Annotated in this window: 21 protein-coding genes and 1 pseudogene; 4 read left to right on the forward strand and 18 right to left on the reverse strand. The window is 45.7% G+C overall.

The genetic code is table 11. The features are described from left to right. Positions 1-76 precede the first annotated feature (76 nt). The 3 genes from RJ32_RS02555 to ybaK form a co-directional block, all read right to left on the reverse strand. Entirely contained in the window at positions 77-1,882 is a 1,806-nt protein-coding gene (locus RJ32_RS02555) for a hypothetical protein (protein ID WP_145914805.1), read from the reverse strand. 139 nt (positions 1,883-2,021) lie between these two features. After that, entirely contained in the window at positions 2,022-2,354 is a 333-nt protein-coding gene (locus tag RJ32_RS02560; protein WP_034818811.1) for a hypothetical protein, read from the reverse strand. A gap of 9 nt (positions 2,355-2,363) precedes the next feature. Further along, positions 2,364-2,828 carry a Cys-tRNA(Pro) deacylase gene (gene ybaK, locus RJ32_RS02565; protein WP_034818813.1) on the reverse strand — a complete coding sequence of 155 codons (465 nt, stop codon included), beginning with the start codon at positions 2,826-2,828 and terminating at the stop codon, positions 2,364-2,366. 146 nt (positions 2,829-2,974) lie between these two features. Here ybaK and RJ32_RS02570 point away from each other — a divergent pair, with 146 nt between their 5' ends. Further along, positions 2,975-4,969, forward strand: coding sequence for a methyl-accepting chemotaxis protein (locus RJ32_RS02570; RefSeq protein ID WP_034818815.1), 1,995 nt, complete (start codon positions 2,975-2,977; stop codon positions 4,967-4,969). A 30-nt stretch (positions 4,970-4,999) separates the two neighbouring features. Here RJ32_RS02570 and RJ32_RS02575 read toward each other — a convergent pair whose 3' ends face one another. After that, positions 5,000-5,422 carry a DUF3617 family protein gene (locus tag RJ32_RS02575; RefSeq protein WP_034818817.1) on the reverse strand — a complete coding sequence of 141 codons (423 nt, stop codon included), beginning with the start codon at positions 5,420-5,422 and terminating at the stop codon, positions 5,000-5,002. Between the two features lie 207 nt (positions 5,423-5,629). Between RJ32_RS02575 and RJ32_RS02580 the strand changes: the two genes are divergently transcribed. Beyond that, positions 5,630-6,361 carry a FadR/GntR family transcriptional regulator gene (locus RJ32_RS02580; RefSeq protein ID WP_011233568.1) on the forward strand — a complete coding sequence of 244 codons (732 nt, stop codon included), beginning with the start codon at positions 5,630-5,632 and terminating at the stop codon, positions 6,359-6,361. Positions 6,362-6,510: 149 nt separating this feature from the next. On the opposite strand, the gene RJ32_RS02585 is transcribed toward RJ32_RS02580, so the two are convergent. Both RJ32_RS02585 and RJ32_RS02590 read right to left on the reverse strand, forming a co-directional pair. Further along, complete coding sequence (locus tag RJ32_RS02585; RefSeq protein WP_034818820.1) at positions 6,511-6,933, reverse strand: NUDIX hydrolase; 423 nt, start codon at positions 6,931-6,933, stop codon at positions 6,511-6,513. Between the two features lie 38 nt (positions 6,934-6,971). Next, a complete protein-coding gene (locus tag RJ32_RS02590) occupies positions 6,972-7,325 on the reverse strand; it encodes a hypothetical protein (RefSeq protein ID WP_145914806.1) in 354 nt (117 codons plus the stop codon). 76 nt (positions 7,326-7,401) lie between these two features. Between RJ32_RS02590 and RJ32_RS02600 the strand changes: the two are divergent. After that, positions 7,402-8,554 (forward strand): annotated as a pseudogene (locus RJ32_RS02600) (IS3 family transposase). Positions 8,555-8,772: 218 nt separating this feature from the next. Here the strand turns inward: RJ32_RS02600 and RJ32_RS02605 are convergent. The 12 genes from RJ32_RS02605 to RJ32_RS02660 form a co-directional block, all read right to left on the reverse strand. Then, entirely contained in the window at positions 8,773-9,618 is an 846-nt protein-coding gene (locus RJ32_RS02605; protein WP_235598899.1) for a metallophosphoesterase, read from the reverse strand. 173 nt (positions 9,619-9,791) lie between these two features. Further along, positions 9,792-10,418 carry an FMN-binding negative transcriptional regulator gene (locus tag RJ32_RS02610; RefSeq protein WP_034818828.1) on the reverse strand — a complete coding sequence of 209 codons (627 nt, stop codon included), beginning with the start codon at positions 10,416-10,418 and terminating at the stop codon, positions 9,792-9,794. Between the two features lie 20 nt (positions 10,419-10,438). Next, positions 10,439-10,741, reverse strand: a complete 303-nt coding sequence (locus tag RJ32_RS02615; protein WP_011233564.1) for a DNA-binding transcriptional regulator — start codon at positions 10,739-10,741, stop codon at positions 10,439-10,441. Further along, positions 10,738-11,139: a type II toxin-antitoxin system RelE/ParE family toxin gene (locus tag RJ32_RS02620; protein ID WP_082815431.1), complete on the reverse strand. Its 402-nt coding sequence runs from the start codon at positions 11,137-11,139 to the stop codon at positions 10,738-10,740. Before RJ32_RS02620 ends, RJ32_RS02615 begins: the two co-directional genes overlap by 4 nt. Positions 11,140-11,299: 160 nt before the next feature. After that, positions 11,300-12,349: a biotin/lipoate A/B protein ligase family protein gene (locus RJ32_RS02625; RefSeq protein WP_034818832.1), complete on the reverse strand. Its 1,050-nt coding sequence runs from the start codon at positions 12,347-12,349 to the stop codon at positions 11,300-11,302. Positions 12,350-12,426: 77 nt separating this feature from the next. After that, a complete protein-coding gene (locus RJ32_RS02630) occupies positions 12,427-13,095 on the reverse strand; it encodes a YoaK family protein (RefSeq protein ID WP_034818834.1) in 669 nt (222 codons plus the stop codon). A gap of 243 nt (positions 13,096-13,338) precedes the next feature. Continuing rightward, a complete protein-coding gene (locus tag RJ32_RS02635) occupies positions 13,339-14,700 on the reverse strand; it encodes an amidohydrolase family protein (protein ID WP_034818836.1) in 1,362 nt (453 codons plus the stop codon). Between the two features lie 12 nt (positions 14,701-14,712). Next, positions 14,713-15,435, reverse strand: coding sequence for a LytTR family DNA-binding domain-containing protein (locus tag RJ32_RS02640; protein ID WP_034818838.1), 723 nt, complete (start codon positions 15,433-15,435; stop codon positions 14,713-14,715). Next, positions 15,399-16,403 carry a sensor histidine kinase gene (locus tag RJ32_RS02645; RefSeq protein WP_034818840.1) on the reverse strand — a complete coding sequence of 335 codons (1,005 nt, stop codon included), beginning with the start codon at positions 16,401-16,403 and terminating at the stop codon, positions 15,399-15,401. The genes RJ32_RS02640 and RJ32_RS02645 overlap by 37 nt, the downstream gene beginning before the upstream one ends. 144 nt (positions 16,404-16,547) lie before the next feature. Then, positions 16,548-16,988: a hypothetical protein gene (locus RJ32_RS02650; protein ID WP_034818842.1), complete on the reverse strand. Its 441-nt coding sequence runs from the start codon at positions 16,986-16,988 to the stop codon at positions 16,548-16,550. Between the two features lies 1 nt (position 16,989). After that, positions 16,990-17,889, reverse strand: a complete 900-nt coding sequence (locus RJ32_RS02655) for a lipid kinase (RefSeq protein ID WP_034818844.1) — start codon at positions 17,887-17,889, stop codon at positions 16,990-16,992. A gap of 78 nt (positions 17,890-17,967) precedes the next feature. Next, on the reverse strand, positions 17,968-19,080 hold the full coding sequence (locus RJ32_RS02660) for a DUF4241 domain-containing protein (RefSeq protein ID WP_034818847.1): 1,113 nt from the start codon (positions 19,078-19,080) through the stop codon (positions 17,968-17,970). A gap of 117 nt (positions 19,081-19,197) precedes the next feature. On the opposite strand from RJ32_RS02660, the gene RJ32_RS02665 reads away from it, so the two are divergent. After that, positions 19,198-20,022: a hypothetical protein gene (locus tag RJ32_RS02665; protein ID WP_034818850.1), complete on the forward strand. Its 825-nt coding sequence runs from the start codon at positions 19,198-19,200 to the stop codon at positions 20,020-20,022. The last annotated feature ends 230 nt before the right edge of the window (positions 20,023-20,252 follow it).

A 20,252-nucleotide genomic window follows, 5' to 3' on the forward strand; every position in this document is an offset into this window, starting at 1 on the left:
ATATGCGGCTTTTCAGTGAGGCTATATTACAGCCCTGAAAAGCCGCCTTTCTAATGAACTCGATAAATACTCATCATTAAAGCTCAACATCCAATTCAAAATCTACTGATTCAGTTTCACCCTTATACCAAATTTCAAAGCTTTCCGGATGACCATAAAAATAATAGACATCTACTGGCTTGCCATCTTGGCGCGGTAAACTTAGTGTACTTATCTCAGCTAAGTAACCCTGAGAGTCTTTGGCAAAAACGTGATTGCGCCGTTGCACCAACCGCGACTCAACGTCCTCAATTTCTCTTGGCGTAAACTCCGCATAATCAACAATTAGCTTGTTTCCTTCGATATTCACGCCTGTCGGGAGGTCATTTTTTGCGTAGTTCTCTTTAATGATATTGGGCGCGGTTAACACCGATATATTTGCTTTCACGCGCGTTGGTGGCACACTGAAAAGTTCAGGATCATATTCCAGCCGACTAACGGTGAAGCGAAAAGCGCTGTTCTTGTCATCAATTTCCGTTACCGGTTCACCGTCGGCGTCAAAAAACTGCACGTCGCTACTGTACGCTATATCGTAACGATCAAAAATATGAATAAATAAGTCACTTTGCACTGTCGGATAATGCAAAAACACTTGCTTCGGATGCTTTATTCCCGGGTCATGTGTAATATTTCGCTGACGAATTTCGAGCTCGTCGTGCATTGCTTCTGCGCTCAAATCCACATAGCTGGCATTCACCTCTGAACCGCCGTTATATATCGGTAATGTTGTCTTAACCGTCGGTAAGTCATCGAAATCAATCTGCTTCGCTGGAGCTTTTTGTGCAAACGAATATACGGGTAATTCAAGTATCTGCTTAACTTCTTTTCGTGACTCGCCACCGGCTAATATCGTTACTTCGGCAGTCTCAACCGGACCATGAAACGCAAACGCACTATAAAGCGTCGAGCTCTCATCTTCGGCCATACTCTCATTTAAATCATTAAGAGCTTTCTTTGCCTCGGATTTATTGAGGTTACCGTTTGCGGCCTTATCAATTAGTTCTCCTAACAGAGACTCCACGCGCTCATAGTTTTTCATCGGAACCCTGTCAGTAATACGATTCCGGATATATCGTCCGTTCTTAGCTTTCGCTTCGCCAATAATATCCAGCTTACTCAAAGTCGTTTGAGGGTTCGTTTTAACATGGACTTCAATGACATAAGAATAGTCATTCATTTCAACTAGGGTGACTCTGTAACCATCTTTATCTTGAGCTTTCCCAACATCATCTGCGGTTAACTCAAACTGAATTAGCTTCTCCGGTAAGTCAGTAGAGAACTCTCCCTTAATCGCTGTTGGCTGCGGCGCGCTCTTATTTTCCAGAGCTGGCACACAATAAACTTCACCCCGGCGGACAATATCTCTAGTTTCCATTTCCCCTTTTGTAAAGTCCGGAATACGGAGCTTTTCGCCATTATCCAGTAGCAACGCATCAAGCTTCAGTTCGTTAGCAAAAGGAAAGGAAAAGCCTTTGCGCAAAGCAAAACCGTGCCCGTCTGAGTATCTCCTACACTCCATGAAATTCGTACGTTTCACTGCCAGGAGACTACTCACAAAGGCATCACTCATTGCCTGGTAATCATTATAGTCGCTCAGACGCACCAGCACAGAAGTCGAATACTCAATTTCGTAAGGCTTCATATCTAATGAGAGTGATTCCATCACTTCATAATAATTAGACTCTTCTTCCATCCATAAGAACTTAGCCAATGCTTTGTCATCAAGAGTACGGAGTTGCTTATAGCGTGCGTTATTGAGTTGTTTTCGCTGCTCTATCTGTTGCTGCATAGAGGTATTTTCCTTTGGTTCAGCGTCTACTTGCCAAAGCAATGTTGCTAACATTACGGCGATACCGACTCCCTTCATGCCTATGCTTTTCATCCGCTTATTGTTCCCTAACCACCAACGTTTTTTAAAGTGTACCGAAATATATGAAGCCTCATCTATTTTTACAGAACTTTAACGCTGCCAAGTAAGTGCCTTAACCCGCCAAAAATCGTAGTACACTCATTACTGCGCTGTACGCAATTGAAGCCATGGATTTGGCGCGTCGAGGCCGGAGTAGCTCAGAAATAACAATGTTCCCGCCCTGCTCCAGCTTTGCGCGCCAGAAAATAAAAGAAGTCACCTTTAAAGAATAGGTGCTGCTGGAAATAACGATATTTGAGCGGATAAATGGCAACAGCAGCAGAGAGCGGCTGTATATCACATCATCTCCATTAGAAATTTTAAACCGGCTGGTCAGGCGATCGTAGGATACCAATATTCGCGTATCGCCCACCTGATGGCTTTGCTGCTGAATCCTTTTAAACATGCTTTTCCATTAAGTAATATTAGTAAACTCACCGCTCACCAGCATTTTTAGATCTTCAGGGGCTAATTCCATATCTAGCCCCCTACGCCCGGCGCTTATGAATACGGTGGAGTTATAAGTTGCAGAGGTATCAATTATGGTTCTGAGCTGCTTTTTCTGGCCAAGCGGACTAACGCCTCCCAGAACATAACCCGTAGCACGTTCGACATCACTTTTAGTTGCCATTGTAGCCTTCTTTGCACCCAAAGCTTTTGCTATCAACTTAAGGCTTAACCGTGACGAAACCGGAATGATGCCTACAGCCAATTCTTTACCATCAAGGCTGACAACTAAGGTTTTGAATACTTGTTCCTGCGGAACGCCCAACTTCTCGGCAGCTTCGCCACCATAAGATTCACTGGCCGGGTCATGGGAATACTCGTGTACTTTAAAAGAAATCTTATTCTTTCTGGCAACATCAATTGCGGGAGTCATTGCGCTTTACTCTCTATTCGGCACTGCTTGTTTTCTTTAAAAGACGTACATTACTAATTACTTGTCCAGCCTCAAAAAATTGAACTTTTTATTATCTATGTTAATACTTCCTTATAAAGTTTACCTTATTTTCAGGATTGGCTTCTATGACCAAGACAACGCTAATGATTCGCCAGCAAATCAATCTTGGGTTTGTAATCGTCTTGGTATTGGCACTGGCTGTTATCGTTGCCGTTGTCGAAATGAAGGTAAAACCTGATTTAATTTCCCAGCAGCAACAACAGATATCGGTCAATCAAGCCGGGCTGTCTGACTTACTTACCGCTCGACTCGGTCAAATTGAACTGCTGACAAGTACGTTAGCCCTGGCTGCATCAGAACTTCCTAAAGATGAAGATTTATTCAAACAGCTTTTCCCATCCATTATTGATAACCACGGCGACTCGGCTATTTCCGGCGGCGGAATCTGGCCCGAACCCAACACTTTTACCGACGGTGTTCAACGTCGTAGCTTTTTCTGGGGGCGTACCGACAATGGCATAGAATATCTGGATGACTATAACGTAGCCGGTGGCTCTGGTTATCACAATGAAAGCTGGTATAAGGCCGGCAAAGGAGCGCCTTCAGACCGCTGTACTTGGTCAGAAGCTTACATCGACCCTTTTACTCAAACGCCTATGGTAACTTGTACTATTCCTATTCAGGAAAACGGTCGCTTCGCCGGAGTTGCTACAGTGGACATGATGCTTGACGGCATCACTGAGATATTTGAACAGTACGGAGAAGATAATGAGGGTTATGTCTTTGCTGTTGATTCCGCGGGACAAATGATTAGCTTTCCACAATCTTCAGTTCAGATTGTAAAAGACGACGACTCCCTAATGACAGCCAGTGAACTGGCGAATAAAGCGACATGGCTGGAAGATACTCTCAATACTGCCGTCAACCTTCAGGGAACCCAAACAATCGAACTGGAAGAAGACGCTATTTTAGATGAAGCCGCACACGTTGACCTGATAAAGCATCCGCAAACTGGCTGGACAATTGGATTAATTGTACCGAAAGACAAAATGACCTCAGTGGCTCAGGATATGGGACTTTTCCTGATGCTGGCTATTGGCGCTCTGCTATTGGCCGTTGGCATTCTGGCGGCATTCTTTTTCCGTAACCTACTGGCAAAAATTCAGCAAACGACCAAACAGATTCAAGGGCTTATCAGCGGCGGTACCGCTCAGGCTCTTGACGTTGGTACCATGAACGAAATAGGCGAACTGCGACAGGCAGTAAATGCTTATGGCAATAAGCTGAAGTCGATACTCGACGAAATTCATAATGAATCGAACAATCTGGTTCATGATGCCGACAAACTGAAGATATTCAGTAATGAGTTTCTGGATAAAGCCAACAGCCTGAGTGATGAAAACCATACGCTGGCGGCGGCAACTGAAGAGCTGGGCGCCAGCTCACAGGATGTCGCTAACTTCGCCGATGAGACCAAAGTTACCGTTGAAAGAATTCATCAGGATGTACTCAATAGTGGTCAGGAAATGGCGCGCGCAACAACGACCATGCAAACTCTGGCCAAAGCCATTGCGGATGCGCAGCGGAACATTCTAAAACTGGATGAGAACAGTAAACAGGCTAACGGCATGTTGAGTGTGATTCGTGATATTTCTGAGCAAACGAATCTATTAGCACTAAACGCCGCAATTGAAGCCGCTCGTGCCGGAGAAAGTGGTCGGGGTTTCGCGGTTGTTGCCGATGAAGTCCGCAACCTGGCGGCAAAAAGCCAAAGCTCAGCCGTAGAAATAGAAGCCGTGCTTAATCAGCTGCAATTAGGCTCCAAAGAGTCGGTCGCTTCCATGGAGCACGGGCAGAACCAAACTAAGAATGCCGTTGAGTCGACGGAATCCACGTCGGCACACTTGCAGCAAGTGGTTGAGGCCTTCTCTCAAATAACCGAAAAAGCCACCCAGATAGCCGAGGCTTCTGCCGAACAACAAAAAGTATCGAACGAATTAAGCGAGTTTGTTAATCGTCTGCAAGCACTTACAGCCAGTAATGCCGATGATTCAAATCACTTAAGTCAAATGAGCGAAAAGATTGATGCCATTGCCAAGAGGTTAAATGCAATGAATTAGAGAAGCTCCTCCTGACGTCATTGCATCCTCTTATTGCTCGCACTCCGACGATACCCAGGAAGCCTCGCGATAGGTCGTTACTGAGCTATCGTTAGTGGTTGTAACCTCACTGGAATAATGTTCGTTGCTGTGCACCGTAATCAATGCATCGACTTCCGTAGTACGCCCACCGGCTTCGCACGACGCCGCAACTTCAATTTTATCTCCGTCCCGGGAGATATCCATATCCTGACACCCGGTCTCATTCCAACGTTTGCGCATAGTAGCGACCATATCGCTACCTTCCTCAGCTGTGAGACACTCCTGCGAGCTTTGTTCTCGCGTAAGCTGCTTAGGAATACCCTCTCCTTCCATTGAAGAAGTAATTTCCCATACCCCCGGTTTCAGGTCATTCGCCAAAACTGAGAATGAGCAGGCTAGAAGCAGCATGCCTGATAGTAAAATCCGTGACATAATTTTCTCCTTTAAGTGGGCGCGCACGCCCGTTAGTCATTTTTTGGATAAAGCTTAGAGTATTTAGACTAACTTGCATGCATCACACCAGCTTTAGGTACAAAAATTACATTTATTTACACTCACTATTTCATTCGGGTTACGCTTACAGAGAAAAAACGCTAATATGAACAAAATCGCATCATCACCACATGCAAGGGAAGACACATGAAAAGCGCAACCCGAAGCAGACCACAAAGTATCCACTCCTGGGTTGCTCAGGAACTGGGTTCTCGAATCGTGGGTGGCGTCTATTTGCCTGGTCAGTATATCCCGAATGAAAATGACATTGGTGCAGAGCTGGGTGTATCGCGCACAGCATTACGTGAAGCCTTTAAGCTGTTAACCGCTAAAGGGCTAATCGAATCCCGTCCGAAACTGGGCACGAGAGTCCGTCCGCGTAAAAACTGGAATATGTTTGACGCGGAAGTTTTGCGCTGGTGTTTTAGCAGCAACCCAGACACGAAGTTTTACATGTCGCTGTATGAAATGCGGGAAATTATTGAGCCTAATGCAGCCAGTCTGGCAGCTATGCACCGTACTGACGAGCAGTTAGCCGCATTAACTGAAGCTTACCAGGCAATGGAAGAGGCTCAAATTGGTACTGACGCTGTGTACAAAAGCGACTTAGAGTTTCACTTAGCTTTACTGGAAGCCACTAATAACGAATTTATGGCGTCGTTAGGTGTAACCATTGAAACTGCTCTGGAAAATTCATTTCGTTTAAGCAGTGCTATAGCGGAAGAATATGTCGATTCACTACCCGGTCATAAAGCAGTGTTCATGGCCATTAAAGAGCAGAGCCCGGTAGTCGCCCGTGAAGAAATGCAGACGCTTTTAGTCAACGCCAGACATGCTCTGGAGCACACACTGGCGGAACTGCACAAAACACCGGTTTAAGACAACGATAATCTGTTCAACTTTAGTAACGCTATTTACTCACGCACATTTGCATTGGGCGTGCGTTACTCGTTCTAATTTAGATTACGGAATAAGCCAGCTAAAACAAAAAAGCTACCAATAATTGGTAGCTTTTTTTGCTCTGCTGCTCAAGCTTTTGAGTTGCTTGTTAGCGGGGGTGTATAACCCTGGCTGATAAGCGTCGCTAACGGCGGGAATAACGGCTGCGGAAGCTCATTCCAGTCAAACCAGTCCCAACCTTCACACTTATCCGGTTCCAGAGTTTTAGCTTCTCCGTTCAAAGGCTCCGCCAGCGCAAAAATGGTTACATAGTGCTTATTATCTGCCTGAAACACATTGTTGGTGAAAGGCCCGCTCCGAACACTCGACAGTTCAAGCCCGGTTTCTTCCAGAACTTCACGTCGTGCACAGTCTTCAATCGACTCGCCAAATTCAAGATGTCCGCCTGGCGCAGACCAGGTACCAGCACCGTGAGCGCCTTTCCTTTTACCCAGAAGTACACGACCATTTCGAATGATAAGAACACCCACTCCAACCTGCGGTGAAGACATAAATAAAACCTCCTTGTAGTTAATACGTTAGCTCGCCTTTATTCTTTCCAGAATAAATCAGCAGCGTCTTTCTCTCTTGCCATCGCCTGCATGTCCGGCATAACTTGCTTCCCCACAAATACGAATACATCCTCGTATACTGCGTTAACGACGTTCCAGCTTAATTCCGATTCACCGGCCAAAGCATATGGATGAAAACAAACCACTCTATCAGTAATTTTATTCGCAACTATTTCCAACCCCGCAAAATTACCGTTATCTTCACGGCGAGCAAAAACATAAACCTTTCCTGTGCCAGCTCCTCCTCCCCCAACACCTTCGGTAATAAATTCGTATTGGGAGTTCCTGTCCAACAAGGTCCAGGGAGCAAAGTTATGCAGGTTTTGGCTCATAAACCATCGCAAGGGTTCTACCCAGATTTTACGGACACATCCATAAAGAGGCATAATGTGCCCATAAGGAGTGTTCATGACCAAACGAAGAAAATACAGTACAGAATTTAAACGAGAAGCCGTTGAGCAGACACGGCAGCCCGGAGTCAGTTGTCGACAGGTTGCACTGGAAATTGGTGTTAACCCAAATATGCTGTCCCGATGGAAACGTGAGTTAGAAGAAGCGCCCGGTAGTGCGCACAAAGGCTCAGGCACGCCGCGCGACGAAGAGGTTGCCCGGCTTAAGCGCGAGTTGGCTCGGATAAAAAAGGAGCGTGATTTTTTGCGCGAAGCGGCAACGTTCTTCGCAAAAGAGTCGTCCTGAGATATCAGGCGATCGAACGTTGTCGCGAACAGTTTCCGATACGCTTAATGTGTCGTTGTATGAAAGTCTCAGCCAGCGGCTATTATGACTGGGTAAATCGCCAACCGTCGCGTCGTGCCGTTGATAATGAACGATTGCTGACGCGTATTAAAGAGATCCATGAAGATAGCGGCGGTATCATTGGTGCGCCGCGCATGCATGAAGATCTCAAAGAAGAAAAGGAAACGGTCAGTCTAAATCGCGTTGCGCGATTAATGGCATTGCATGGGTTACAAGGTTGGCCGCGCAAAAAAGGGCGTGGTCGCAAAACACCATCTCAGCGCCCGGATGGTATTAAAAACCACCTGGGACGAGACTTCAAAGCCTTTGAGCCGAATACCAAGTGGGTAACTGACATAACCGAAGTGAAAACGGACGAAGGAAAACTTTATCTGTGTGTTGTGTTGGATCTGTTCAACCATGTCGTTGTCGGCTGGTCAATGCACCACCGGCAGGATAGAAAAATGGTTCTGCGAGCGGTGGAGATGGCAGTCTGGCAACGTCCTGAGGCGACACAGGCAATACTGCATTCAGATCGTGGAACGCAGTTTACCAGCGGCGATTATCAACGGTACTTAAAAAACAACGACTTATTGGGGAGTATGAGTGCTGTCGGACATTGTGCCGATAATGCGGCTTGTGAAGGCTTTTTCGGTATGCTCAAACGCGAACGCGTGAACCACCGGAAATACCGAACCAGAGACGAAGCTCGTGCCGATATATTTTTTTACATCGAGCGGTTTCATAATCCGAGAATGCGACGTAGAGTAGCGAATCAAGACAGGAAGTTTACAAACGTTTTAAACCGTCCGTAGAAACGGGGTAGAACCCCAAAGAGTTAGGTAGTTTTTCATCCATTTTGAAGTGTGTCATTACAATCCCTTGTGCGTTTAATGAGATAGTTGAAGTTGTTTATATTATCGATACTTCAGGCACTTTGGGGAAGGTTTGCTTTATCTTTACAACTTATCAGAAAGGCTAGTTGATGGGCAAAAACATAGAGAATAGCCTGCCGGAAACTATTCCGACAGGCTTTTTAAAACATTATTTACCAGGGAGTTCAAACCGATATTCATGACGCGCCAGCGGTTTTTCAACGTCTACCTGGTAAGTTTCTACCAATACCTGTCCGTCATCAAAAATACTGAACACACGGAACATTGGCGTGTGACGGGTTTCGTCCGGTATTTTTGTGCGTTCCAGTGCGGGCATATGTAAATAATGAACACCGTCAATTTGCTTAGAGTGGTTAACTCGTTCCATATCCATATGCAAGTCGCCTGACAGCACTGCTGCTAAATTCGGTTGCGCAACAATGTCTTTAAACCCTTCATGCGTCACGCCTTTATCTGCATTTTCAGGGTACACACCCGTTTGTGCACCGTGAACAACAAGCAGTACAGGTTTCGGAGCCAAACGCTCTATTTGCTCCTTCATCCAGGCAATGCCCTCGTCGCCAAAATCCCGACCGAAATCCGGAGAAGCGAACACCAAAGCAACAGAGTCGCGCTCCAGAACATAGCTTGGTTTCTCTATGGAAATTTTACCGTCATTCCACAAGTTCGCATATTTCAGGTAGCGCTCTACAGTAGAGCCATGCTCCTCGTTGCCCATAATAGGATAGAACGGCAGGCTCAGGCGCTGCAGTACCGGTGTCACGTTTTCGTATTGAATCACCGTGCCTTTATGCGCAATGTCACCTACCCCGACAACAAAATCCATAGTGCCGTCTTCCGCCAATTTGTTTACATCATCAACGGCCGCTGACACACCCGGGAATTCTGCTTTGGGTTTAGGCTCAGCATCACCCAGTACAGCAAACTTCAATACCAGACTGTCGTCAGAACGAGAAGCCTCAGCACCATTAGCAAAAACGCTGGTTAAGGTCATGCATACTAGCAAGGAAATAACAGATAAGACTCGGGTTACGGACATATAGCAACGCTCTGTGTTGGTGTTTAATCACGAGGCCGGATGCTATCGAATGAATGTGTCAATGGCATGACGATTTAATGACAGAGAGTACACTGATACCGCAGTCGAATCGCTAAAATCAGCTTTTACTAACTAACGAATTTAGACATCGCGCAGCTCTGCGGTTGATCACTGCCTTCAAGACCTGCTTTAACTCCTGCTTTATTTCGTTCTGGCAAGTTTTGGCTCGCTTTCAATTTACCGGTCAGGGTTTCAATTTCTATCTCTATACCAACAATAGCCTTAACTAAGCGGTCGGTGAAGTCCTCAGGGGCATCATTTACCTGCCAGGGCTCTTTCATTCCTGACTCGTGCTGATCTGTTAGTTTCATTAAATGCTGCTTTAGCCAAGTTGCATCTTCAACGATTCTCGCTTTACCTGCCGCATGCACAGCCAGATAATTCCAAGTTGGTACAACTCGCCCTGATTCTGCTTTAGAGGGATACCACGAAGGAGAAACGTAACCGTCCGGTCCCTGAAAAACGGCTAACACGCGACCACCATTTTTAAGGCGCTGCCATACCGAGTTATTACGTGCCACGTGACACTGAAGCGTTCCTAGAGATTCGCCTTCTTCGCGACTTAAATGAAAAGGAAGGTGGTTTGCCTCAATGCCATCTTCATCGGCAACAATTAATATGCCAAAACCGTAATCGCGAATATATTGGTGCAACTTTGCGTTGTCATCTTCCTCGAAATGCTTTGGTACGTACATTCTTAGGGTTCCAAATTAGTTTAAGCAATAACTTCTAAACCTTTTTTTTCAGCAATAGAAAGCATTTTAAGCGCCGCTCCGCGTGGCTTACTGTCGCCCTGCTCCCACTTCTTAACCAGTTTATCGCTGACATTCAAATATTGTGCGAATACGGGCTGTGATAACTTATATTTCAGTCTAAGAGCTCTAACCTGTTCAGCGGAAAACTCATGGACAGTGGTCAAGCACAACGCATCAAACTTGCGCATCGTTGTCTTATCTATCACACCCGAGTTTTTCAAACCCTTAGCCGTTTTATGAACAGACTTTAAAATATCACTCATAAATCACCTACCTCGATAAGCTCATCCTCTTTGACAAGCTTACCTAACCGCTTTTTATCAAAGCTGATAAACATTCTAGCTAGCTCTTTTAAAGCAACCTTCTCTTTAGAACTGATATTAGTCTTTTTATTTTTCGCAAACACATAAAGGAAAAAGTACTTTTTACCTATAACAGCACCAACAATTGTTCTATACCCGCCGCGTTTTCCTTTATTGCTATAGGCAATACGCTTTTTATAAACATTACCGCCTAAGTCTGCATCAATAAGGCCTTTACTCATTTCCTTGCAAGCATTAATCAGATCTTCGTCAGACATTGCTTCTTTTTTCATTAAAAAAGCAAATTCCTTTGTCTTATAAATCAAAGTATACTCCGTTAGGGTATATTTTAAAAGCATGCAAACACTCTAAACTAAACATAGCGATCTAGACAGCATGGAACGCGGACTTTTATGTCTGTGAAGAGAGTTTTTTTGTGTACGTATTGGCAAGGGTCAGCTCTGCAGCGTTAGTCAGGTTCTTAGCTGGACGGAAGGTAATCATAATAACTTCCCATGTTTAAGTTACCTTGTATAACCATTCTTCCGTTAAATATTTTGTTTCTACCAGAGCCCTTGCCGCGGATAACTCTTTGGGTAAATAGTCATCAACTTGGGTTTGATAAGCCTGAGTAAACTGATTCATAAACGCATCGATAATGGCGGTTCTGGTTAAGCCTGTCTGGCTACGCATAGGGTCAACTCGTTTATTGGCACTAGTAATGCCTTTATCCGAGAGTTTCTCACGGCCAGTACGTAATACCTGTAGCATTTTATTGGCATCGATATCATAAGCGAGAGTCGCATGATGTACGACAACACCATTGGCAAAGCGCTTTTGTGCTGCTCCGCCTATTTTGCCTTGCGCAGAAGCTATATCATTTAGTGGTTTATAGTAGGCTTTAATACCAACCTCAGCTAACGCCGCCAGAACCCAGGCATCTAAAAACTCATAAGACTTTTCAATGCTCATGCCATCAACTAATGAAGTGGGTACCGTTAATGAATAAGTAATGCAATTACCGGGTTCCATGAACATAGCGCCGCCACCTGTCGCCCGGCGCACAACTTGCACATTGGCCTCTTTCGCAGCGGCCATATCCACTTCATTTTTTACTGACTGAAAAGAACCAATCACCACCACAGAATCGTCCCAGTCCCAAAACCTTAATGTTGGGCCTCGTAAACCTTTGGCAACTGAATCGGCTATCACTTCGTCTAACGCGGCATGTTCTACTGCGGGCAGTGTTACTGGTGGAATAAGAGTAAATTGATGATCTAACCAGCTGCTCGCCTTACCTAAGGCACGTCGTACAGCTGTAGCAACAGCTTCGGCGGAAAAACCAAACATCATTACGTCTTCATCAAGTGCTTCATCAATTGCGGCAGCGAGCGTTTTATGGCTTGATGTTTCGGGTAGTCCGGTTAAAGCCTCATTGATTAAGTTTAGCGCAGAGTCAGGTTCTAAGAAAAAGTCGCCTGAAATACTGACCTCACTCAGACAACCATCTTCTAAATTAACATCAGCAACGACTAACTTACCGCCTGGTACTTTATATTCTCCGTGCATGACTTCCCCTAATTAATTCATTTCAGAATATTAACCCACCCAAGCTCCAGCGGCACATAGCCACCTTTTAGGCGAGTTTATTTATGCTGGCCTGATTTTCTATAATGCACACGATACAAGAAAGCGAGCGCCAGACAAATAACGGCTGGTACTAACAACGCCTGGAACTGTAATAACATGAACAGATAGGCGCCGGATGTTCCTCCGGTAACAAAGCCGGCAATGATTAATCCAAACAATACCGCTTTTCTTTTATCGAAAGCTTTGCCGCGCATAACCGATCCAAACATAATGCCTAAGTCAGTAAAAATACCGGTGAGGTGCGTGGTCCGTACAATGGCACCGCTGTACGTCGTTGCCAGGGCATTCTGCATACCGCAGGCTAATGATGCGGTGAAATGACCGTAAAATGATCCTTCAGACAGTAAGTAAAACGAAGCAAATATCAGCAGTGATTCAGCTGCGAGAGCAATGTCGTAACGACGGCTTAACTTTAGCTGTGTGCCGTGCAATAGATATCCAGACAGACCGGCACCGACAAAAAACGAGAACAACACACCGGCCAAATGCAGCACCTCATCGAAAGAGCCCGACAGCATACTGGTACCAAACAAAGTGGCAGTACCTGAAACATGAGAAACCGCCTGGTGCTCAAAACCAAGCAAGCCAATAGCGTTTATGCAGACAGCTATAAACGCCAGCACAAACGCGCCATACTCAATCCATTTAGGTAATTTAGATATCAATGCTGATTAATCCATAACGGCAAGCTATGCAAAGCGGGACTCGACACGTACCCGCGCTTTAATGGAGTCGCGATACCGGGACTCTTTGCTGGAATCGCAAAACTGTCCCGTCAGCCAATGTATGTCGTATTGTTTTTGTTGTTGTGACAACGTCTTTCCCTGCCTAAACGGTAATTTTTTGCATCCGGTATCTTCTAATTCTGACCTTTTATGCACCGTTTTGCAGTACTTTTTTGCGCTCTCCTACACCTCAAACCCAAAAAACAACTTCATGTACTGAAAGAACCCTGGGTTGGCGTAATTCAGCATAGGTTCTCGACTCACTTTTCTGCCGTGTAGGTAAATGTCCTCCACCTCAGTTGAAAGGCTTAAGTCCTCAAAAATACGGCGGTCGTGCAGAGTGAAGTGCGCAGGACGACCTTCTTCAATTCCCCAGTCTACGCCGAGGAACTCGTAGGCCTTAAGGGTGGAGCCCAACACAATATCCCAGGGAGACATACTCATTTGCTGCAAAAAGTACATTTCTCGATGGAAGCCTACGCCCTGGAATACGGCGAAATTGCCACCGTCGGATCCAACCAGTATATTGACTCCAGCGGCATCTAAACGCTTAATCGCATCGTTCCGGTTTTCGAGAGCGCCATCTGCCTTTATCCCTGCAACCCAGTCAAAATACACTTTATTTTCTGCGGTTATCGGGTAGTCGCTCAACAGATCTTCCTCGACTAATGCGTCCGTCATTGGAACGGAAAGTACAGAGGCTGCAAGCTCATCGGAGCCTGAGTCGTGCAAATACAGTAGCTCGTTTATAACACTCACCGTAGGAATAATGACAGTACCCTGTTTTACCAATAGCTCGGGAATATCGTCAGGCATAGCGTGCCAGGGCAAATGGGTAACAGCATCAGCGCCTAATTCTGAGGCCTTGCGAATATCACTCCAGGAACCGATATGCACCACCGACTTAATATTTAGACGCCTTGCTTCGTTCAAAAAAGCCTTAAGCGTAGCCTTATCAATAGTGGGTTTACTGCCGGCATTATCAAATACAACTTTCACCACATTAGGCTTGGAGCCGCTTAAATCTCTCAGCTCTGCAACCGCCTCCTCTGGTGTGCTGATCAATCGCGTTTCACCAAAGTCACAGTGTCCGGTTGGCACGGTAAAGCAGGGACCTGCGGCAAACACGTAGGCTTCGTCGCGCTCCTCTGTAAATTGCTGATCTCGATACTCGAAAATATCATTCTCATCGCTATATAAATCGAGCCAGCCATGCACTCCGGCATACAACATGGCATTCGCGGTGCCGCGTATACCGATGTATTGATAGTCGCTACGATCCAGCGATGAATTGCCCATGCTGTGAGAGTGCATATCGATAAAGGCAGGCATTATCACTTGCCCTTTACCGTCACGCACATCGGCATGCGACAAGGGGACCGAGCTATCCACAATTTGTTTGAATTTACCGTCCGCAACTTCAATGTTAACGGGCGTTAACTCGCGTGTCTGAAAGTCTGGCAACAACACATTGTTTATCACAAAGTCGCTTGCTAAAGCCTGCGTGGTTATAAACAACGCGACGAATAACCCTAATTTTTTCATATTGTTCTCCGGTTATAAGTTAAGATATTTTCTTAGTGTTGCAGCGCCACGTCGGCTGGTCGTAATGGTGTCGTTTATGCCTTCAAAACGAAGTAAAAGCGCACCGTTTTGCCACTTTTCTATTTGATGAATATGTTGGATATTTACGATGCTGTTGCGGTGCACCCGCAAAAAGGAACTTGGCAACTGGCTCAACAGTGATTCCAGACTTGCATCCAAATGGTGTTCGCGCTCAAGGCATTGCGCTACTACCAGTCCCTGTGAGGCTTTCACAAATCGAATATCGGACGATTGCAGCATGCGTATTTTATCGCCGATTTTCGCAGTGAGCTGCACTGTAGCGGGTTCTGCAACCTGGGGCTGCGCTAATACTACGCGCTCTAAAGCATGACGCAGTCGCGGCAAATCAAAGGGTTTCAGTAGATAATCTAAGGCCTGTTTCTCAAATGCTTTCACGGCATACTGGCTGTAAGCCGTGGTAAATATCACATGGCACGGGTGCTTTATTGCTTCAAGCACGTCAAAGCCTGACAACTCACCCAGCTCAATATCTAACAGAACCAAATCTGGCTTAAGTGAATTAATGCCGTGTATTGCCTGAGGAGCATCAGCACATTCCGCAACAACTTCAACGCCTTCCATTTGCGAGAGCTGCGTATTTAACTTCGAGCGCGCGGGCGCTTCATCTTCGACAATAATTACACGCAGGCGTGAATGGGTAAGGTGATTTCGCACACCGCACCTCCATGCTCTGACGTATCGTTACAAAGCGACAGCTCACCACCTGCAATATCAACACGTTGTTTTACAATATTGAGACCCTTACCAGCTCTAGATTGCTCATCCAACGACTGCTCAGAAAAACCTTTACCGTTGTCTTTTACTTTGAATATCAACTTGCCCTGCTCCACTTGCACGCTAATGATCAACTCAATAGGTCGGCGCTTCACGTGTTTCATAACGTTCTCAATCAGCGGTTGCAGTAACAACGGCGGCACCTTCAATTGCCGCGTATCCACCGAAGACGCAATTTGCCAGCTAATGTTCAAATTGTCGGTGAACCTTGCCTTCTCAACCGTTAAATAGGTTTCACAAACAGCAAGCTCCTGCTCCAGCGGCACCCACTTGTTTTGCTGATCAACGGAGTAACGCAGTATGTCGGAAAGTTTATGCAATACATCGTCGGCTTTGTCAGGTGATGAGTGGATAAGCGCGGAAATGGTGTTCAACGAGTTGAACAGAAAGTGGGGATTTAAACGGCTGGTCAAATCAGCCAGCTGAGCTTCTTTACGCAACCGTTGCTCCTGAACAAAGCGCTGATATAAAAGGTACATGTGCGTCATCGAGAAGATGAACACACCCCACAGAAATGCCGACAGCCCCTGCTCCTTTATCGGAAACTGGTACTGCGGAAACGCCAGCGCATGCAGTCTGCCGACGATATTGGCGCCAGCAAACATCATCAGAACGTACAACACGCCTTGCGCCACTACGTGTAAGCGGGCAACATGCTTGTTCTGTTGAGTCCAGTAGAACAGCCAAAACGGGCCGAGGTAAAAAAAGGCCAGCCAAATTGACAGGCTTATCGCAATAACGTGTAAGTTTTCGCTATCAAACTCTAACCACTCTAGCCCTGCAGGTATTAAGTAGAGAATAATCAGCAGCGCCGTTATCGACAGTTTTTCTTTTTTATTGAAAGTCATGTGTCAGTGCCGTTAGGAAACTGACTGCTAAGCTAGCCCAGCCGCCCGGCAGATACAAACAAGGAATGCGTGAGCGGTAGGAATTTAGGTGTGAATGGTTCTGAATCGTAGGTTAGGTTATTTACCCGCTCGCCGTATTACATACTAATTTTTTAACGCCTGAATTGATTTTTTTGTGTCACTAAGGTTCTCAGCCAACGCGTCGAGTAGCTCCTGATACTCCGCCGACTTTTCGCCCAGTTTGGTGCTATTTACCAAAGATGCCAGCTCTTCATCTTCCTGCAGGCACTTATCCAAAATAGCGGTTTTAGAATCCGCAGAGAAAAACTGAGTGAGTTCCCCTTCAATTATTTGCATCAGCTCTTTATCAGGGTCGGGTTTAGCCGGCAGCTCGCCGAGATCCTTAACGATATTTTCAAACGGCTCAATAAAGGAGGCTCTTTCACTGGCAATGCTATCAAGCTCGTTAGCAAGGTTATCATCTTCAACCACCTTCGCTATTTCACGGTAGTAATCCTTTGTCTCAATGACTAACTTCAGCATTTCCATGCTATCGGCCTGATTATCTGTGCGTAATATCGACATATTATTCCTTGTTTTTATTTGGCACTGGCATATCGCCAACAATAACTTCAATCGCCTTTGGGATCACTTCAAACTCAGCCGGAGTATCGGTTTTAAACTCGCCGTCGGCCTGAATCTGTTTGGGTCTGGAAGTTTTAATACTAATTTCCCGGGCTTTTTTACAGACCACGCGCTCTGCCTTTCCTAAATTACCGTGACGGAAATTTACCCCCAGCAATAGCAACCGCCACCACCGTATTGGCTTCAAACAAAATAAATTCAGTTGTCCATCCAGCAACGTGGAGTCATCATCGACAATATTCCCTCCACCATAAAAGCGACCATTACCCACCGCCAGGTGAATAGCTCTTACTGAGCCTTCCCAATCATCTGCTTTTATAGCGACTTTAAAACTTTTATTGCGTTTAACTACGCTGGTAAAAGCTCCCAGATAAGCAAACACACCGAAATATTTCTTCATTTCTGATGTCAGCTCGCGGGTTACCTCTACGCCTAAGCCAACATGAGCAACATTCACAAAGTAACTATCGTTCACCTTCGCCAGGTTTATGCGTTCCCGCTTGTCGTCAATGATAGCCTGTGCGGCTGCGACTACGTCCTGTGGAAGCCCTAACGAACGCGCGAAATCATTCGCCGTACCCATAGGTAAAATGGCTAAGGTTTGTTTGCTTTTATAAACCGGTTCCAACGCAGCACTGATAGTTCCATCGCCACCGGCAACAATAACTACACCTTCTTTCTCACGGTGATTTTCAATGCAGGAAGCCATGTGATATGCACTTTCAGTGACGCAAACCTCTACCTCAATGCTTGAGTTTCTGAGCAAATCAATAGCTTCTGTTAGCACCTCAGAGTGACCATTCCGACTCTTCGGATTCACCACTAACAATGCATGTTGCAATGACTTACCTCTTCCTATTAAGCGCTGCTTCCAATATAAGCGGTTTGTTCAAAGGCTGCAAAGTACTGACAGAATATTTTAAATCGACTCATATGAGCCGTTTTCAGTTTCTTGTACAAGGATCATGAAATCAATGTACAGCGAGACCACTTCATCTTGCTCATTGACTCCCCAAAATGCGGGATAAGCGCCATCGCCAAAACCGCTGGTACAAATAACGCAGTCATCTTGCCCTGTCATTGATAACAGCTCTGTTTTCCCCTCCAGGCTCCATTCGTTAAAGAGCTTTTCTTTTCTCAAATGGCTTAGTTCCACAAGGTTCGCAACATCGAATATAGCCAAGTTTCCAGCGTCGACACCATAAACTCCATTACCGCTCGGTGTATTCGCCGCGTACCATTTTACTGCCTGCTCGCTTTCACTTAGCTTTACCCGAATACCAGCGACTCGATCATGAGTGGTTACCGTTTCAACAAGATACTCGCCCGGCGTTACCCTCCGTTGCAGCGGTTCAAACCGGTAAATATCGTAGCCAAAATCTAGAATCCCGAGAATGCCCGAGCTAATTTGGAGCTTTCCGACCTCTTTCAGTTTTGTCTCTCCTTCATCTAAATGCGGGATTGTGACACGCCGGTTTTGCTGAAAAAGAGTCTGTTCATTAAGGTTTAAATTCTCTTGTCTATTCATAAACGGAGCAGCGGAGCTCGACATAGCAAGAATATCAGCATGTTGTTCAGGGGCAATAACCGGGCTTTTGGGAGGATGAAAAAGAGTATGTATCCGCGTTATTTTCCAGTCTTTTTCTGCATCTAACTTGAGCTCGTAGGCATGATAATTTGAAGGCCTACCCTCATCTTGGTGCAGCTCGGTAAGCAGCTGAGCCAAGTCGCCTTGAATATCACATTCAATGATTTTTTCGTTATTCGGGTCGTAGTCAGCGGGCCCAAACGAATTGTCAGACCCTGAACCACTACCGACAAGGAAGTGAGCTTTATCGACAGCGGACATAAGATCACGCCAGTAGCCAAAATCAAACCCCTGACCGTTACCCTCTTCAGCCTTGCTCTTTGTCTCGGCTTTCAACCATTGTTCATACCAATGGGAAATAAACGACTTAACCCTCTCTTCAGGTGAATTCATTGGCTCGTCGTAACTACTCTGCTTCCCGACAACATTATTTGAATTCTGCATGTTTGATTTTGAACTCCAATTTCATCTGGCATCTTGTCTTAACGCTTTCTTAACTTTTACTTTCCACTACGCTATGTGAATATACATACTTACATTTTGTTTCGAAAGGATTTTGGAATGGCAACAAAGCTTTTTGGTCTTATTTTAATGAGTACGGTTTTAATTGGTTGCAACGACTCCGATTCAGAAACCGAAGTTAAAGAGACTCAAGTTCAGAGCAATGAAAGCGCTACTGAACAGCCTAGTAATGAACCTGAAACCCGCACCATTAAAGTATCCGGCAAGGTTATATTTGAAAAAGGAGTCGGCAACGTGGAAGTCTGCGCCGATTTAAAGAGAACCGGCAGTTGCAGCTCTAAAGACCCTGTTACCACAACCAATCCCGACGGTAGTTACGAGCTAAGCTGGGAGTCCGAAGCTCCTCACCTAGATTACAACTTAATCGCATCCTGGCCTAGAAAAGACCCTTTACCTAAAATTACAGAAACAATGGCTCCGTATTGGGAAACCGTAGCCGTTGGAGCCCGCGACATCTACGACGGTGTTATCAACCCGCTGACCACAGCGGAACTTTCAGTAGAGCACGCGATGAGTATGCGAGATTACACCGATCAGGAACTGCAGGAAGGCCTCGACGAATTACGTGAAATTTATGCGGACATCTATGATTTGCCAGCTAACGAAGTTTATACCAAAGTAACTGAATCAGGCCGGTACGCGGACACAATGGCGATACAAAGCAGACTTGGCAGTCACACTATCGGTTTAGTCACTGACCCTTTAGCGCCAGCTCACGTAGCACGTAAGCTTAAAGACGAGATGCTGGATAAAGTCGACGCAGAAAACACCTCTGTTCAGCGGTACTTTATACGGAACTCCAAAGACATCAAAAAGCGAGTCCGCGAAACACTGATTGAACTTGGCTATCTGACTGAAAGTTAACGAAATGACGCTGCGCGGCTTTGGAGTGCATTCAAAGCCGCAACGAAGAACCACTGCACCACTTATTTGTAATGCCCATTAACCTACAGCGATGCCTCGGGCATTTCACCATGCCAACACTCAAGCGCAACAATCACCTGCTCATCACCATCACTGATATACAGCTGACCATCGCTTATCATTACGCCCCAGTGTGTTGAGCGATGTAATTTTTCAGCAATTTCCGCTAG

The sequence above is a fragment of the Idiomarina sp. 28-8 genome, from assembly GCF_000320945.2.
Taxonomy (GTDB): Bacteria; Pseudomonadota; Gammaproteobacteria; order Enterobacterales; family Alteromonadaceae; genus Idiomarina; species Idiomarina loihiensis.

Coding starts and splice junctions, on each gene's coding strand:
- RJ32_RS02575 (WP_034818817.1), bottom strand. CDS start 5,422: ATGTCACGGATTTTACTATCAGGCATGCTGCTTCTAGCCTGCTCATTC.
- RJ32_RS02635 (WP_034818836.1), bottom strand. CDS start 14,700: ATGAAAAAATTAGGGTTATTCGTCGCGTTGTTTATAACCACGCAGGCT.
- RJ32_RS02580 (WP_011233568.1), top strand. CDS start 5,630: ATGAAAAGCGCAACCCGAAGCAGACCACAAAGTATCCACTCCTGGGTT.
- RJ32_RS02605 (WP_235598899.1), bottom strand. CDS start 9,618: ATGACCTTAACCAGCGTTTTTGCTAATGGTGCTGAGGCTTCTCGTTCT.
- RJ32_RS02610 (WP_034818828.1), bottom strand. CDS start 10,418: ATGTACGTACCAAAGCATTTCGAGGAAGATGACAACGCAAAGTTGCAC.
- RJ32_RS02660 (WP_034818847.1), bottom strand. CDS start 19,080: ATGCAGAATTCAAATAATGTTGTCGGGAAGCAGAGTAGTTACGACGAG.
- RJ32_RS02620 (WP_082815431.1), bottom strand. CDS start 11,139: ATGCTTTTAAAATATACCCTAACGGAGTATACTTTGATTTATAAGACA.
- RJ32_RS02650 (WP_034818842.1), bottom strand. CDS start 16,988: ATGTCGATATTACGCACAGATAATCAGGCCGATAGCATGGAAATGCTG.
- RJ32_RS02570 (WP_034818815.1), top strand. CDS start 2,975: ATGACCAAGACAACGCTAATGATTCGCCAGCAAATCAATCTTGGGTTT.
- RJ32_RS02645 (WP_034818840.1), bottom strand. CDS start 16,403: ATGACTTTCAATAAAAAAGAAAAACTGTCGATAACGGCGCTGCTGATT.
- ybaK (WP_034818813.1), bottom strand. CDS start 2,828: ATGACTCCCGCAATTGATGTTGCCAGAAAGAATAAGATTTCTTTTAAA.
- RJ32_RS02625 (WP_034818832.1), bottom strand. CDS start 12,349: ATGCACGGAGAATATAAAGTACCAGGCGGTAAGTTAGTCGTTGCTGAT.
- RJ32_RS02555 (WP_145914805.1), bottom strand. CDS start 1,882: ATGTTAGCAACATTGCTTTGGCAAGTAGACGCTGAACCAAAGGAAAAT.
- RJ32_RS02615 (WP_011233564.1), bottom strand. CDS start 10,741: ATGAGTGATATTTTAAAGTCTGTTCATAAAACGGCTAAGGGTTTGAAA.
- RJ32_RS02590 (WP_145914806.1), bottom strand. CDS start 7,325: ATGAGCCAAAACCTGCATAACTTTGCTCCCTGGACCTTGTTGGACAGG.
- RJ32_RS02665 (WP_034818850.1), top strand. CDS start 19,198: ATGGCAACAAAGCTTTTTGGTCTTATTTTAATGAGTACGGTTTTAATT.
- RJ32_RS02585 (WP_034818820.1), bottom strand. CDS start 6,933: ATGTCTTCACCGCAGGTTGGAGTGGGTGTTCTTATCATTCGAAATGGT.
- RJ32_RS02560 (WP_034818811.1), bottom strand. CDS start 2,354: ATGTTTAAAAGGATTCAGCAGCAAAGCCATCAGGTGGGCGATACGCGA.